At 62.8% G+C, this 14,324-nt stretch carries 10 protein-coding genes; 2 read left to right on the forward strand and 8 right to left on the reverse strand.

The window, feature by feature from the left end; genetic code table 11:
- Positions 1-47 precede the first annotated feature (47 nt).
- Entirely contained in the window at positions 48-2,783 is a 2,736-nt protein-coding gene (locus LWH94_RS02740) for a cation-translocating P-type ATPase (protein ID WP_232901173.1), read from the forward strand.
- Here the strand turns inward: LWH94_RS02740 and LWH94_RS02745 are convergent.
- Both LWH94_RS02745 and LWH94_RS02750 read right to left on the reverse strand, forming a co-directional pair.
- Positions 2,764-5,184, reverse strand: a complete 2,421-nt coding sequence (locus LWH94_RS02745) for a xylulose 5-phosphate 3-epimerase (protein ID WP_232901174.1) — start codon at positions 5,182-5,184, stop codon at positions 2,764-2,766. The two genes, LWH94_RS02740 and LWH94_RS02745, sit on opposite strands and share 20 nt — an antisense overlap.
- Before the next feature lie 99 nt (positions 5,185-5,283).
- Positions 5,284-7,482, reverse strand: a complete 2,199-nt coding sequence (locus tag LWH94_RS02750; RefSeq protein ID WP_232901175.1) for an EAL domain-containing protein — start codon at positions 7,480-7,482, stop codon at positions 5,284-5,286.
- A 182-nt stretch (positions 7,483-7,664) separates the two neighbouring features.
- On the opposite strand from LWH94_RS02750, the gene LWH94_RS02755 reads away from it, so the two are divergent.
- On the forward strand, positions 7,665-8,162 hold the full coding sequence (locus LWH94_RS02755; protein WP_232901176.1) for an asparaginase domain-containing protein: 498 nt from the start codon (positions 7,665-7,667) through the stop codon (positions 8,160-8,162).
- A gap of 6 nt (positions 8,163-8,168) precedes the next feature.
- On the opposite strand, the gene LWH94_RS02760 is transcribed toward LWH94_RS02755, so the two are convergent.
- The 6 genes from LWH94_RS02760 to ubiA form a co-directional block, all read right to left on the reverse strand.
- Complete coding sequence (locus LWH94_RS02760) at positions 8,169-8,858, reverse strand: pseudouridine synthase (protein ID WP_232901177.1); 690 nt, start codon at positions 8,856-8,858, stop codon at positions 8,169-8,171.
- Positions 8,858-9,886, reverse strand: a complete 1,029-nt coding sequence (locus LWH94_RS02765; RefSeq protein WP_232901178.1) for a metal-dependent hydrolase — start codon at positions 9,884-9,886, stop codon at positions 8,858-8,860. The genes LWH94_RS02760 and LWH94_RS02765 overlap by 1 nt, the downstream gene beginning before the upstream one ends.
- Before the next feature lie 3 nt (positions 9,887-9,889).
- A complete protein-coding gene (locus LWH94_RS02770; RefSeq protein ID WP_442914958.1) occupies positions 9,890-11,116 on the reverse strand; it encodes a lytic murein transglycosylase in 1,227 nt (408 codons plus the stop codon).
- Between the two features lie 114 nt (positions 11,117-11,230).
- Entirely contained in the window at positions 11,231-12,547 is a 1,317-nt protein-coding gene (phoR, locus tag LWH94_RS02775; RefSeq protein WP_232901179.1) for a phosphate regulon sensor histidine kinase PhoR, read from the reverse strand.
- 50 nt (positions 12,548-12,597) lie between these two features.
- The gene (gene phoB / locus LWH94_RS02780) at positions 12,598-13,290 is read right to left on the reverse strand and encodes a phosphate regulon transcriptional regulator PhoB (RefSeq protein ID WP_022988492.1); all 693 of its coding nucleotides are present in this window, start codon (positions 13,288-13,290) and stop codon (positions 12,598-12,600) included.
- A 134-nt stretch (positions 13,291-13,424) separates the two neighbouring features.
- Positions 13,425-14,309, reverse strand: coding sequence for a 4-hydroxybenzoate octaprenyltransferase (gene ubiA / locus LWH94_RS02785; RefSeq protein WP_232901180.1), 885 nt, complete (start codon positions 14,307-14,309; stop codon positions 13,425-13,427).
- Positions 14,310-14,324: the final 15 nt, after the last annotated feature.

The following is a 14,324-nucleotide window of genomic DNA, read 5'->3' on the forward strand; positions in this document are numbered from 1 at the left end:
CTGTGCCGGCCTTGTAGTATGGTTGAGTCCACTACAAGGAATCAGTAATGACCGGATCTCCCCCATCTTCCGACTCCGCAGCGCTGGAGCCTGGGTCCCTGCTTTCTGAGCACTGGCAGGCTGTGCCGGCCGCCGAGGCTCGTGAACGCCTGAAGGCCGAACATCCATTATCCAACGCCGAAGCTGCTGAACGCCTGGTCACCCTGGGCTACAACCGTTTGCCGGAAGCGGCCGCATCCGGCCCGCTTGCCCGCCTTGGCCGGCAACTGAAGAATTTCCTGATCTATGTGCTGATGACCGCGGTGGTGATTACCGGTGCCCTCGGCCACTGGGTCGATGCCGGCGTCATCCTGGCGGTGGTGGTCATCCAGACCCTGGTCGGCTTTCTACAGGAAGGGCGGGCCGAACAGGCGCTGTCGGCTATCCGGCACATGCTGGCGCCGAAAGCCCGGGTTGTCCGGAGAGATGGACAGCACCAGGTGGATGCAGCGGAACTGGTGCCGGGCGATACCATTTTGCTGGAACCGGGTGACCGTGTACCGGCGGATATCCGCCTGGAAAAGTGCCACAACCTGAAAATTGAAGAAGCCATCCTGACCGGCGAATCCGAGGCGGTGGATAAAACCACCGAGCCGGTGGAGGCCGAGGCTGCCCTGGGTGACCAGACCGGTATGGCCTTTTCCGGCACCATGGTGGCCACCGGAACCGGCCGGGGTGTGGTGGTGCGTACCGGCGCCAGTACCGAGATTGGCCGGATTTCCGGCCTTCTGGCCAGCACGACCACCCTGAAAACGCCCTTGCTGGAGCAGATGGACCGGTTTGCCCGGGTGTTGTCGATTATTGTCATCCTGACCGGGGTGGCGATTTTCTTCGGCGGCCTGGCGTTCAGCGGCCTGGAGTTCCGGGAGCTGTTCATGGCGGTGGTGGGGCTCACCGTTGCGGCCATTCCCGAGGGCCTGCCTGCGATTCTGACCATTACCCTGGCCATTGGTGTGCGCCAGATGGCTCGCCGCAAGGCCGTGGTCCGGCGTATGCCGGTCATCGAAACCTTGGGTGCGGTGTCGGTGATCTGTTCCGACAAGACCGGAACCCTGACCCGCAACGAAATGATGGTGACCGCCGCAGTGGCCGGCGGCCAGCGCTTCGATGTCACCGGCGAGGGCTACAGCTTTGAGGGCGCGGTCTGCCGCAACGATGCTCCGGCAGATGCCAGCCCTGTGCTGGCGGAAATGGCGCGGGCCGCGGCCCTGTGCAACGATGCCAGTATCAGCCACCGGGATGGCCGGGCCGTGATTCATGGCGACCCCATGGAAGCCGCACTGAAGGTGTTTGCCAGCAAGGCGGAGTTCGATGTAGAAGCCAGTGCCCGGGATTGGCCAAGGGTCGATGAAGTACCCTTTGATACCAATATCCGCTTTATGGCGACCCTGCACCATGATCATCATGGCCACGAGGTGGCCTACCTGAAAGGCGCGCCAGAGCGGATTCTGCGGATGTGTTCGCACCAGTTATCGGATAACGGTGAGCCGGTTGAACTTGACCACCCGGTATGGGACGGAATCATTGCCGGGATGGCGTCCGAAGGCCTGCGGGTACTGGCGATTGCCCGCCGGCCCGTGACAGCCGGCAGCCGTGAGCTGGTTGTGGAAGAACTGGAGCAGGGGGCTGAACTGCTGGGTGTGGTGGGCCTGCTGGACCCACCCCGGCAGGAAGCCATCCGGGCTATCGAGGAATGCCACAGTGCCGGTATCCGGGTAAAAATGATCACCGGCGACCACGCCCTGACCGCCGGAGCCATCGCCCGCAAGCTGGGGTTGCGGAATACCGACAAGGTGCTCACCGGCAAGGACCTGGACGCCATGGACGAGCAACAGCTGCAGCAGGCGGCCGGTGAAGTGGATGTTTTCGCCCGCACCAGCCCAGAACACAAGCTGAGGCTGGTGGCAGCCCTGCAGGCCCTGCATGGCGTGGTGGCCATGACCGGTGACGGGGTGAACGATGCCCCGGCCCTGAAGCGGGCGGATGTGGGTATCGCCATGGGCGTGAAAGGCTCGGAAGCGGCCCGGGAGGCTTCGTCGGTGGTCTTGCTGGACGACAATTTTGCCAGCATTGTGGCCGCGGTGCGGGAAGGGCGTACGGTCTACACCAATTTGCGCAAGGGCATTGCCTTCATGCTGCCGATTAACGGCGGCGAGTCGATCAGTCTGATCACGGCCTTGCTGCTGGGGCTGGCGCTGCCCATATCCGCCCTGCAGATTCTCTGGGTGAATATGGTGAGTTCGGTGGTGCTGGCCATGACCCTGGCCTTCGAGCCGCCGGAGCCGGGCGTGATGGCCCAGCCGCCGAGGCCACGGGACGAATCCCTGCTCCGGGGCTTTGTAGTCTGGCGGGTCGTGTTTGTCTCCCTGCTGTTCCTGGCGGGTATCTTCGGCGCCTGGTTCTGGGCCATGTACAACTATGACGATGCGGTGGTGGCCAGTACCCTGGCGGTGAATACCCTGGTGGCCATGGAGGTGTTCTACCTGTTTGCGGTTCGTTACCTGGATACGCCGTCGATTACCTTGCGGGGTGTGCTGGGTACTCCGGTGGTGCTGCTGGCAGTGTTTGCAGTGATTGTCCTGCAGTCCCTGTTCACTTGGGTGCCCTGGTTCCAGGGCACCTTTGCCAGTACCGCGCTCTCCCCTGAAGCATTGGGCTTTGCGGTACTGGCCGGTGTGGCGGTGTTGGTGCTGCTGGAGCTGGAAACGGCAATCCGCCGGCGCTTCAGGGCAGCCCGCGGGTAATCACGGACGGGTCACCCCGGCCTTCCACGGCGGCCAGCTCGGCACTGGAGAGCCAGGCTCCGGGGGGCTTGTCCAGCACCTCGGCGCAGGCTGCCAGGGTGTGGCCCCAGGAGCAGTGATTGGCAAACAGCATGCCGCTTTCGTTCAGGGTGCCGCCACGGTTGACGTAACCCAGCACCCGGGTGTGGGACGGCTGGGGGAACAGGTTGTGCAGGTGGCCCCGGAATACTTCCGGGCGCATATGGGTAAGCGCAACCCGTCGCTGCAGGCGATGGGGGAACAACCGCTCCCGCTCGAATTCGTTCAGGCAGAACGCGGCTTCGTGCGGGTCCCGGGGCTGGCGGAAGCGCCCGGGCTCCTGCAGGTACACCAGCCGGAACGCGGTGCCGGTTTCCCACAGGCGCTCGCAGGCCCGGATGGCTTCAGACAGCTGGTAGGCGCCGCTGGCAATCAGCAGAATCGGCTCTTCTCCGGTGGAGGTGTCTTCGTCGACCACCAGCGCGCCGTGGCGGGCCAGGGTTTCTGCCTCACCGGCATTGAACACACAGGGCCGCTCCCGCTTCGGGATCACCATGCAGCTGATCCGGCCCCGGTCAGTGAAGACCGACGGCAGAACTGCGAGGGTGCTGTTGTAATCCGCCGGGAACAGAACCCGGGAAACATCGCTCATCTCGCCCAGCATGGCTTCGCAGAAGGTGGTGTCCTGGTGTGACTGTTCGTTCTTGCCGTTCTCCCAGGTGTGGGAAGTGGCAATCACCGGAAAGCCCAGCCAGCGGGCCGGCCGGCCCACTTCTTTCTGGTGCCGGGCAAAGATCAGCTCCTGGCGAATGGCGCCGAGCATTTTTACGCAGAAGGCTTCGTAGCTGGCGACCAGGTTCAGGCCGGCCTTGTTGGCCAGGCAGGCAGACACCACGGCCTCTTCATTCAGGGCGGTGATGATCTTGCCGTGGATTGATTCCTGGCGGCTTTCCGGGTCATTAACCCGGTGTTTCAGGTCAGCCAGGATACCGGTCAGGCGGTTGCTGGCCAGTTCGTCAGGATTGCCCACCCGGGGGCGTAACCCGGGGTTGTCCTCCACCAGTGCCCGGAAGAATTCGTCGACGGCCGACATGGGCGAGCTCTGGTTCTGGCCCCAGGGCAGGGCCGGTATGGAAGGTTCCGGCGGGTTTCGGGTGGCCAGGGCGTGGTCCCGCTCCAGCGGGCGCTGTTGCAGTGCGTGTTCGTTCAGTTCGGCAACGGCTTGCTGGAGATGGGTCGGTTCAACCCACAGGGGCGCAATGTGCTCCTGGAACAGATCCCTGGCCCGGGTATCCAGCCGGGGGTTGCCCGGCAGTGGCAGGTTATGGGCGCTGTTCTGGCCGGCGCCGTAAAAGCCGAAGCCTTTGACGGTTTCAGCAATGCCGTAGGGAATCTGCACCGGATACGCGGTTTCGCCTTTTTTGGCTGCCTCGCCGTTGGCGGCCAGCGCGGTTTCCATCTCGTACAGGGCGCAGACAAAGGCAGCCGGGTCTTTGCCGTCAAAGCGGAAAGGCGCAAAGCCACGGGCTTCCAGGTGCTGTTCGAAGCGCTCCAGGCCTTCCCGGGTACCCAGTTCGGTGCGCTGTTCAATGCGGCGACCATTGGCGATCATCACCGGCAGCACCTGCCCGCAGTCTTCCGCCCGCCACCAGCGGGGTATCCAGTCACTGCCGCGCTGTTCTTCAGCTGCGCCGTCAGACAGGAAGGCGACCAGGGACTCACCGGGCAGCGGCATGTGGGCGTACTGCAGCTCAGCGAACCCCAGATAGCCGCCTTCAATAATGCCGCCGGCGGTGTGCGGATTAACGTGGCTGCCCAGAGGCGATGCCATGGAGCCGTCGGGCTTTTGCCGGTAGCTGTAAAAATCCGAGGCCAGGCGGGACAGGCCGTCTGCGGCCTGGTACCGGGTTTTCTGTTCCGGGTGCAGGTTACCGGTCAGAACGTTGATGGCGTCTACGGCAGCAACGCAGTGGCCCTGGCCCATCAGCCAGCTTCGGGTTTGTCCGGTCAGGTTGTTCAGGGTCAGGTAGGCGGCATAGGCCGGCACCATGTTGAGCGCGCCACCGGTGTGGCCTTCCGGGGCGGTTTTGAAATCCTTCGGTTGCAACGGGGCACCGGTAATATCCACCCGGTTGCAGTAGGTCATGTGCACCACCAGCCACAGGCCGGCGCTGGTCAGCCGGTCCAGGGCGATCAGTTTGCGGTATACGCTGTCGGCGTCCGGCTGTTGGCCTGCTGCCACCAGTTTCTGTGCCAGCGCCTGTACCTGGCGAGCGGTGGCCTCAGAGTGCCGGATTATGCCATAGCCCTGTTGCCAGCACTGGAACACCGGGCTCGCCGCGGTCGCATCCGGCGTTGGAACCTGTTTAATGGGCGAAGACATAGTCGGCCTCCATGACATTGATAATTGTCAGAGCAGTTTAATGGCAGTGCCGGGAGGGGCCCTTGATGCAGGTCATTGGAGTCTGCATCTATTGACGGGCTAATGATCGCTTACGTGAGAGGGCAGGGGTGCGCCTGTTGATTCGAGGCTGGCCCGGGCGGGCTGACCCCAGTAATAACCCTGCCCCTGCAGGCCAGGGAACTGTTGCAGCCAGACGGCGATGGCTTCTTCTTCCACACCTTCCACGACAACGTCCAGGTCCAGGGCGGTGCCCAGTTCCAGTGCCGCTTTCAGGATTTTCTGGCGGGCCGGATAGTCCAGCACATTGTGCAGGAAGCTGCGGTCTATCTTCAGTTCATCCAGCCGGAACAGGGCCAGGGTGCCCAGGGAGGAATGGCCGGAACCGAAGTCATCCAGGGCAATCCGGAAACCCATGTCGCTGAGGATTTCGATGGTATGCCGGGCCAGCTCCGGGTCGGTCATCATGGCGGTTTCGGTGATCTCCAGGATGATATTCCGGGGCAGCAGGTGGTGCCGGCGCAGGATCGCCCGAGCCTGTTCGTGGAACAGCGGGTGAGCCAGGTCCTTGGCGGAAATATTGACGCTGATGGCGATGTGGTCGCCGTACCTTGCCCGCAGGCCGCTGGCATCACGGCAGGCCCGGTCCAGCACCCAGCGGGTAACCTGGTGGATAATGCCCACTTCCTCGGCCAGCGGAATCCACTGGTCCGGGGGGATTCGTCCGAATTCGCTGTGTTCCCAGCGCAGCAGGGCTTCCACCGAGCTGATCCGGCCGTCGCGGATGCTCACTTTCGGCTGGTATTCCAGCCACATGTCGCCGGAGTTCAGGGCATCTTCAACGTCCAGCATCAGGATCTGCTGGCGGTACTGCCACTCGGCAATAGACGGGTCATAAACACTCAGGGCATTGTCGTTGTTCAGGGAGGCAAAGCCCGCCGCCGACAGCAGGCTGCCGGCGTCGGTGCCATGCTCCGGGGCGTGGGCAAGGCCCAGTGACGCAGCCCAGGAGAACGAGAACCGGCCGTCCCTGAAGTTGCCCGATAACCAGTCGGTAATGGCACTCAGGGCGCGGGTTTCGAGCTCTGGCTGGTTCGGGCTGCGGCGCAGGGCAAAGGCATGGTTGACGGTATCCAGTGTGGCAATGGCATAGCCGTTGATGGGAATCAGCTGCTCGCCCAATGCCTGTTTCAGGAACCGGTTCATCTTCCGCAGGTACTGCCTCAACAGCTCTTCGGCAGAGCGGTAACCCAGCGCCTGCTCCAGTTCATTGAAGCGGGTCAGCCGCACCATGCACAGCGTGTAAGGGGTTTGCCGGCTGTCGATGGCGGTCAGCGCCTCTTCCAGCATGGGGCGGTTGGGTTTGCCGGTTACCCGGTGGGTTTTCAGGACCCGGTCGTAATCCTGTTCGATGCGCGCGCGCAGTGCCTGTTCTTCCCGGGCGCGGATGTCGGCGCTCAGCCGGCGTTTGCGCTCTTCCAGCAACAGCCGGCCGACACCGCTGGTGAGGATCAGCGAGCCGGCGGCTGCCCCCAGAAAAAATGCGGAGTCGGTCAGCGGATTGACCGGCAGCCAGCCGATGGTTGTCAGGGACGTGGTGAGTGCGCCGACCAGAATGGCCAGTACCGACAGGGCGAAATAACGGGCGTAGACGTGCTTGCGGATCTGCCCCAGCACCAGTCCGAAGATGAACATGCCACCGGTGGCGGCAACTACCAGGAACACATCCTGCCCCAGCGGGCCGATGGCGAAGGGGGCCGCCAGCAGGTGCAGGCCGGCGGCCAGGCTGAAGCCCCGGAGTAGCCGGGCGCCTTGCCGGCCCACGGCAATAAAGTGGGGGGTGAATTCACACAGGGCAATCAGGCATAGTGGCAGACTGACGGACAGCAGGGCGTTGAGCTCCGGTATGCCGGGCCAGATCAGCCAGAGCCCCAGGCCATCCATCACCAGCTGGCTGTAGATAACGCCCACCATCAGCACACTGAGCCAGGCCAGCCCGGGCCGGCGAAGCCTGATGACAATGCTCAGGTTCAGCAGCAGGGCAAACACCAGCATGCCGGTGACGAAGGATTTCCAGACCATGACCGGCAGGTCAGGCTCGGCGATGGCCGTGTCGCCAACCGGCGACGAAGCTTGTTGGCCCAGAAATGCCGCCAGCAAACCATAGACTGCCACCACCAACAGCACCACAAACGGAAACCAGCGTTGCAGCCCGCTGCCACTGGCGCGCCGGCCCCGGGCGCGCGCCGGGCTGTGTTGGTTTGTGGAGGCTGCGCCCATTCCGTAGCAATCCTGATTGGTACAAAGGCTTCGATACACAATGTTACTTAATATAACATCTTGCAACATTATGAATTTGAACAAATTTTAATGCATTTAAAGATATTTTACATTTGGAGTTTCATGCGGATGGTTAAAATGAGACCTGTTCCCGTTAGCTCCATTCCAATAGAGGATACCCCGTGACCATCCAGATACTGACCACCGGCGGCACCATCGACAAGGTGTACTTTGATGCCAACAGCAAGTTCGAGATCGGCGACAGCCTGTTGCCGGAATTGCTGGCAGAGTCGAATATCCATGAGGGCTATGCCATCCGGGAGCTGATGCGCAAAGACAGCCTGGAACTGACCGATGACGACCGCGACAGTATTCTCGAGGCGGTAAAGCAGACCGAACATTCCCGCATTATTATCACCCATGGCACCGACACCATGGCCCAGACGGCCCAGGTCCTGAAAACCCTGCCCGATCGCACCATTGTGCTGACCGGGGCCATGCAACCGGCCCGGATGCGTCGTACCGATGCCATCTTCAATATCGGCTTTGCCTGGGCGGCGGCCCGGCTACTGCCGCCGGGCGTCTACATTGCGATGAATGGCGAGGTGTTCGAGGCGGGAGCGGTGCGCAAGAACCTGGAGGCCCAGAAGTTCGAACGTATCGATGACGCAGCCCGGTAGCGCTCGCTAAACCGAATCGATTTCTGACCGGGTCAGTTCCCGAAACTGGCCCGGTGCCAGCCCTGCATCCAGTTCAATCGCGCCGATGCGTTGTCTGTGCAGTGCCGTGACATGGTTTCCCACCGCCGCCAGCATGCGTTTGACCTGGTGGTAACGGCCTTCGCTGATGGTCAGCTCTATCTCCTGTTCAGAACAGGCCAGTACCTGCGCCGGTCGCGTGGCCGTGTCTTCTCCGTTGAGCTGAATGCCTTGTTCCAGGGCCTGTCGGGCTTCTGCCGTTAATGGCTCGGCCAGCTGTACCCGATAGGTTTTCGGGCAGTCCCGCCGGGGCGAGGTAACCCGGTGCGACCACTGGCCATCGCTGGTGAGCAGCAGGAGTCCGGTGGTGTCTTTGTCGAGCCGTCCGGCAATGTGCAGCTGCCGCGCCAGTTCCGGTGGCAGCAGGTCCAGCGCGGTGGGCTGGCTACTGTCGGTGGTGGCGCTGATCACTCCGGCGGGTTTGTGCAACATCAGGTACAGCTCGCCGGGCAGGGTCACCGGTTCGCCGTCGAGCAGCACGCTGTCGCCGGTGTTGATGTTGGCGCTGGTGCTGCGGCACAACTGGCCGTTCACCTGAACCCGCTTGCCGGTGATTGCCCGCTTGGCGTCTTTGCGGGACAACCCGGTGCCGCTGGCAAGGTATTGGTCCAGGCGCATCAGCAAGTATGCCCCTGAGCCGGCGGGGCCAGTGTGGCCAGGCACAGCACCGGCAGTTCTCCGGTCAGCCGGGCCCAGAGCAGCGGCAGGGCGTCCGGATTGATGGCGGGCCGGTCCAGCCGGCCGCTGGGGATCGGGGCTAAACCCTGATCCGAGAGGTTCGCCAGGGTAAAGGTAAACGGATGGGCGCCGGGAATACCCAGGCGGATGTCGGTGGCGGTAATCTGTTGGCCGGCCTGCTCATAATGCAGGAAGCCCCGGGTGAACCACTCAAGGCGCCGGGCTTCCGGCAAGCCAGCTACCCGGGCCCGGAGCACCGGATTGCGGGGGAAGTATTCCAGTGACAGTTCCGGCGTGCGATCCAGAAAACCGGTAACAATCTCCACCCGGGTGTCGTCGGTGATGGCCGTGGCTCGCCATAACAGGGTATTGAACGGCATGGGTTGTACCATCAGGGCCGGCTGTTCCAGCCCGGCCCGGGCCAGTGCCGGTTGAACCCTGTCGGTGATGATTTGCTGTGCCACCAGCGTCCAGCCCAGATACAGGGTGGATAGCCCCAGTGCCAGGCTCAGCGCCGTGCGGGCCGGCGGGCGCACCAGAAACGCCAGGCAGCCGGCCAGCAGCGGCAGGGTGTAGAGCGGGTCAATAATGAAAATACTGTTGATAGCCACCGGAGTGCCGAACGGCCAGAACAGCTGGGTGCCGTAGGTGGTGAACGCGTCCAGCAGGGGGTGGGTGATCAGGATAAGTGCTACCAGCGCCAGCCATCGCCGGTAGCTTATGACGGGCTTCCAGCGCCACAGGCCCCAGGCGATCAGCAGCGACAGGGGCGCGAGAATCAGCAGGGAATGGCTGAAGCCCCGGTGCTGGGTAAAGTTGGCGACCGCGGTGCCATAGTCGATGACTACGTCCAGGTCCGGCAGGGTGCCCAGCAAGGCGCCGGTCAGCAGTGCCGACCGCCCCAGGGTTTTGCCGGCCACGGCTCCGGCCAGGGTGGCGCCAAGGGCGGCCTGGGTAATGGAGTCCATGGTTCAGCTACCGGCCTGGATATCCAGCGCCTGCAGCAGTTGCCCGGACGGAAAGCCGTCGGCAATAAGGCCTTCGGCTTTCTGGTACTGGCGGATGGCCTTGCGGGTGTTGGAACCCAGAATGCCGTCAGGCTCGCCGCTGCTGTAGCCCTTGGCGTTCAGGCTTTCCTGCAGCTGCATGATCTGATCCCGGGATAAGGCAGGCTGGTCTTCCGGTGGCGGGTTCTGCAGGCCGCCGGCACCGGCGACCCGGTCGGCCAGGTGGCCAACGGCGATGGCGTAGAACTCCGAGCGGTTCCAGCCCATGATGACCCGGAAGTTGCTGTAAGCCAGGAAGGCCGGGCCCTGGTGGCCGCTGGGCACCACCAGTGCGGCTTTAATGGGCTCCCGGGCCAGGGCGTTACCGAAGGCATCGGTAATGCCCAGTTTCCGCCACTCGGCCAGGGGCAGCCGGCGACCATCGGCCTGGCTGAAGTCAAAGTTTTCGGGCAGTAACACTTCCCGGCCCCAGCGGTAGTCGCTGTCCCAGCCCATGGATTCCAGGAACTTGCCGGCCGACATCATGGCATCGGGCAGGCTGTTCCACAGGTCCCGGCGGCCATCGCCATCGGCGTCTACGGCGTGTTTCAGGAACACCGTGGGCATGAACTGGACGTGGCCCATGGCGCCGGCCCAGGAGCCTTCCATCTGTTCTGCCGGAATGGCGCCCTCGTCGATAATGCGCAGGGCGGCAATCAGCTGTTCGGTGAAGAAGGTCGTGCGGCGCGGGTCACAGGCCAGGGTGGTCAGGGCACTGGGCACCTGCATCTTGCCGAAGTAGCTGCCGTAGTTGGTTTCCAGGCCCCAGAACGCCACCAGGTAGGGGGCAGGCACACCGGTTTCCCGGGTCACCCGGGCCAGCAGGTCCTTGTGCTCGGCCAGCATTTCCCGGCCCTTGCTGATCCGGCTTTCGTTAACCCGGCGGTTCAGGTAGTCGGCAAAGGTGGTGGTGAACTCCGGTTGCCTGCGGTCCAGTTCGATTACCCGTTCCAGGTAGCTGACATCGGCCATCACCCGGCTGGCGGTGTCGGCACTGACACCGGCCTGGACCGCTTTGTCTTGCAGGCCTGCCTTGCACTCTGCAAAGGCGGCGTCGGTCATGGTGGGTAGTTCTGCCATCGAAGCCTGGCTGGTAAAGAGCAGGGCTGGCAGGAAAAGGGCAGTCAGGGCGTGACGTACTGGCCCCGGCATCGGCTGATTGGCCACAGTAAAACCTCGCAAGATGAATGGGCGGGTATGAATGCCATGTTAGCGCGTTTTTACGGTTCGGAAATACCGCTGAACCGGCCCGGGAGTGACAATTCTTTAATCCCGGAGTTCCGGTACCCGTTCTACCAGTCGCTCACGGGGGAAGTGGCAGATGAATTCGCTGCCTTCGCCGGGTTTGCTGCGGATTTCCAGGTTGCCATCGTGGTTGATCAGCACGTGTTTGACGATGGCCAGTCCCAGGCCTGTGCCACCGGTGTCTTTATGCCGGCTCGGGTCGGCGCGGTAGAAGCGCTCGGTCAGGCGGGGAATGTGAACCGGGTCGATGCCGATACCGCTGTCTTTGACCGACAGATGGGCGCCGTCGCGGTTGGCCGTCCAGGACACGGTCACTTCGCCTTCCGCCGGCGTGTACTTCACGGCGTTGAACACCAGGTTGGAGAAGGCGCTGCGCAGCTGGCTTTCATCCCCCTGCAGCAGCCGGTGGTCGGAAATATTGACGGTAATGCGGTGCTGTTTGCTGCCGCTCAGGGCCTGGGCGTCGTGACAGATCTGGTTAAGCAGGGCATCCATGTCGGCAAGGGTGTCATCTACCGTGTGTTCACCGGTTTCAATACGCGACAGCAGGATCAGGTCGGTAATCAGTGCTTCCATCCGGGATGACTGGGCGGCCATGGTGTTAATGGCCCGGCGCCACTTGGGTGGCAGTTCGTCGGCATGGTCAACGAGGGTTTCGAGGTAGCCGCTGATTACCGTGAGCGGGGTCCGCATTTCATGGGAAACGTTGCCCACGAAGTCCCGGCGCATCTGTTCCAGCTGGTACAGCCGGGTAACGTCCTTGGCCACGATCAGGCGGTCGTCGTCGCCGAACAGGCTGATCTGGATTTGCAGGTGGAGATGGGGCTTGGCCGGGGAGTTCAGTTCCAGCGGTTCCCGGTAGTCCCGGGAGTCGAAGTAGGCCTTGAAGGCCGGGTTTCGGATCAGGTTGTGGATGTACTGGCCCCGGTCGGTACTGCGCCGGAACCCCAGCAGGTGTTCGGCAGAGCCGTTCCACCATTCCATGGCACCCCGGGCGTCGGTCATGATCACGCCGTCGCGCATGGCGTTGGTGGATTCCTGAACCCGGTTGATACGGGCCCGGAGGCGGTCCTGGGTATGCAGGTGGCCCTGGTGCAGCTTGTTCAGGCCGTCAAACATGCTGCCCCACATGCCGATACTCTGGGGCGCTTCTTCGCTGGCGTCCGGGTTGCCCAGCCACTGGTACAGGCGGCGGGCCTGGATCAGGGTCCACCAGAGGTAACCCACCAGGCCAACCAGCAAGCCGTATACCGGTTCACCAAAATACAGGCCAACCAGCGTGGTGCCGGCCAGGCTGGCCAGGATCAGGCGCAGATATCGTGACCAGTTGTGTTGCATCAGGCGCAGCCTTGTTCTGTGTTCTGGTATCAGGCCTGGGGCCGAAGCGGTTATGCGACCCTGGTGGAGAACCTGTAGCCGGTGCCCCGGACGGTCTGGACCAGGTGGTCGTAGCGGTCGCCAAGGGCCTTGCGCAGGCGCCGGATATGTACGTCTACCGTACGCTCTTCAACATAGACATTGCCACCCCAGACCTGGTCCAGCAACTGCGACCGGGTATAGACCCGTTCCTGGTGGGTCATGAAAAACTGCAGCAACCGGTACTCGGTGGGGCCCATGGTCAGGGCGCCTTCCGGAGTGGTTACCCGGTGGCCGACCGGGTCCAGGGTCAGCCCGTCCACTTCGATCGGGCTGTCGACACCGGCCGGCGTTGCACGGCGCAGTACCGCTTTCAGCCGGGCAACCAGTTCCCGCGGGCTGAAGGGCTTGGTGATGTAATCATCGGCACCGACTTCCAGGCCCTGGATCTTGTTGTCTTCCTCAACCTTGGCGGTCAGCATGATAATCGGGATGTCGGCGGTTGCCTCTTCCTTTTTCAGCCTCCGTGCCAGCTCGACACCACTGGTGCCCGGGAGCATCCAGTCCAGCAGGATCAGGTCTGGCTGCCGGTCAACAACCAGGGCGTGGGCCTGGCGGGCATCCTCTGCCTCGAGGTAGTCGTAATCAGCCATTTCGAGGGCCACGGCGATCATTTCGCGGATGGCTGGCTCGTCATCGACGATCAGGACAGTTTTTCCATTCATGTGCTTCAACCTGTGTCAGAACCCCGGGAGCAGGATTTGCGCTCCCCAGTAATGTTGCTGGCTCATTACAACGCGTCTTTGTTACAAGTATATGACACGATTGAGTTGGCGGCGGTTCCGTGCATGCTGGCAACTCAGAGAAGCTGGTCGATCACCAGCCCGGAAAATACCGCAAACCCGGCCCAGTTGTTGTTCAGGAAGGCCTTGAAGCAACCTTCCCGGGCACGGTCGCGGGCCAGGTACTGGTGATAGGCAAACAGGCCTGCCATTACCGCCACGCCCAGGTACCAGAATGTGCCCAGTTCTGCCTGGCCTCCTACAATTACCAGGATCAGCACCACCAGCGCCTGCAGTATGCCGATGATCGCCCGGTCGGCTTCGCCGAACAGGATGGCGGTGGATTTAATGCCGATTTTCAGGTCGTCATCCCGGTCCACCATGGCATAGAGCGTATCGTAGGCCACGGTCCACAACACGTTGGCGGTGAACAGCAGCCAGGTAAGCTGGCTCAGCTCGTTGGCCTGTGCGGCCCAGGCCATGGGGATGGCCCAAGAGAACGCGGCCCCCAGAAACAGCTGGGGCAGGTGGGTGTAGCGCTTCATGAACGGATAGATAAACGCCAGCAGGGCGCCACCGAAGGACAGGTACAGGGTCAGCCGGTTGGTGAACAGTACTACCATCAGGAAGGAAACCAGGCACAGGCCCAGAAACAGGGCAACGGCTTCCCAGGACTGGATGCGGCCGGTGGTCAGGGGGCGGTCCTGGGTGCGTTTTACGTGGCGATCCCAGTCCCGGTCGGCAAAGTCGTTGATGGCGCAGCCGGCGGCCCGCATAAAGAACACGCCCAGGGTGAAGATAATGACGTTGGCAATAGAGGGGCTGCCGTCGCCGGCCAGCCAGAGTGCCCAATAGGTCGGCCAGAGCAACAGCAGGCTGCCGATAGGCCGGTCAATGCGAAGCAGGCGGGCGTAGTCGGCCAGGCGTGCCTGGACAGGGTCTGGCAGGGCATTCTGCAACATGGTGCGCTCTTCCGT

It is taken from the genome of Marinobacter sp. G11, assembly GCF_021282325.1.
Classification (GTDB): Bacteria; Pseudomonadota; Gammaproteobacteria; order Pseudomonadales; family Oleiphilaceae; genus Marinobacter; species Marinobacter vinifirmus.

What these genes read in the sequence shown, in the direction of transcription:
- LWH94_RS02740 (WP_232901173.1), top strand. Translation starts at nt 48, where the DNA reads ATGACCGGATCTCCCCCATCTTCCGACTCCGCAGCGCTGGAGCCTGGG.
- LWH94_RS02745 (WP_232901174.1), bottom strand. Translation starts at nt 5,184, where the DNA reads ATGTCTTCGCCCATTAAACAGGTTCCAACGCCGGATGCGACCGCGGCG.
- LWH94_RS02750 (WP_232901175.1), bottom strand. Translation starts at nt 7,482, where the DNA reads ATGGGCGCAGCCTCCACAAACCAACACAGCCCGGCGCGCGCCCGGGGC.
- LWH94_RS02760 (WP_232901177.1), bottom strand. Translation starts at nt 8,858, where the DNA reads ATGCGCCTGGACCAATACCTTGCCAGCGGCACCGGGTTGTCCCGCAAA.
- LWH94_RS02765 (WP_232901178.1), bottom strand. Translation starts at nt 9,886, where the DNA reads ATGGACTCCATTACCCAGGCCGCCCTTGGCGCCACCCTGGCCGGAGCC.
- LWH94_RS02770 (WP_442914958.1), bottom strand. Translation starts at nt 11,116, where the DNA reads ATGCCGGGGCCAGTACGTCACGCCCTGACTGCCCTTTTCCTGCCAGCC.
- phoR (WP_232901179.1), bottom strand. Translation starts at nt 12,547, where the DNA reads ATGCAACACAACTGGTCACGATATCTGCGCCTGATCCTGGCCAGCCTG.
- phoB (WP_022988492.1), bottom strand. Translation starts at nt 13,290, where the DNA reads ATGAATGGAAAAACTGTCCTGATCGTCGATGACGAGCCAGCCATCCGC.
- ubiA (WP_232901180.1), bottom strand. Translation starts at nt 14,309, where the DNA reads ATGTTGCAGAATGCCCTGCCAGACCCTGTCCAGGCACGCCTGGCCGAC.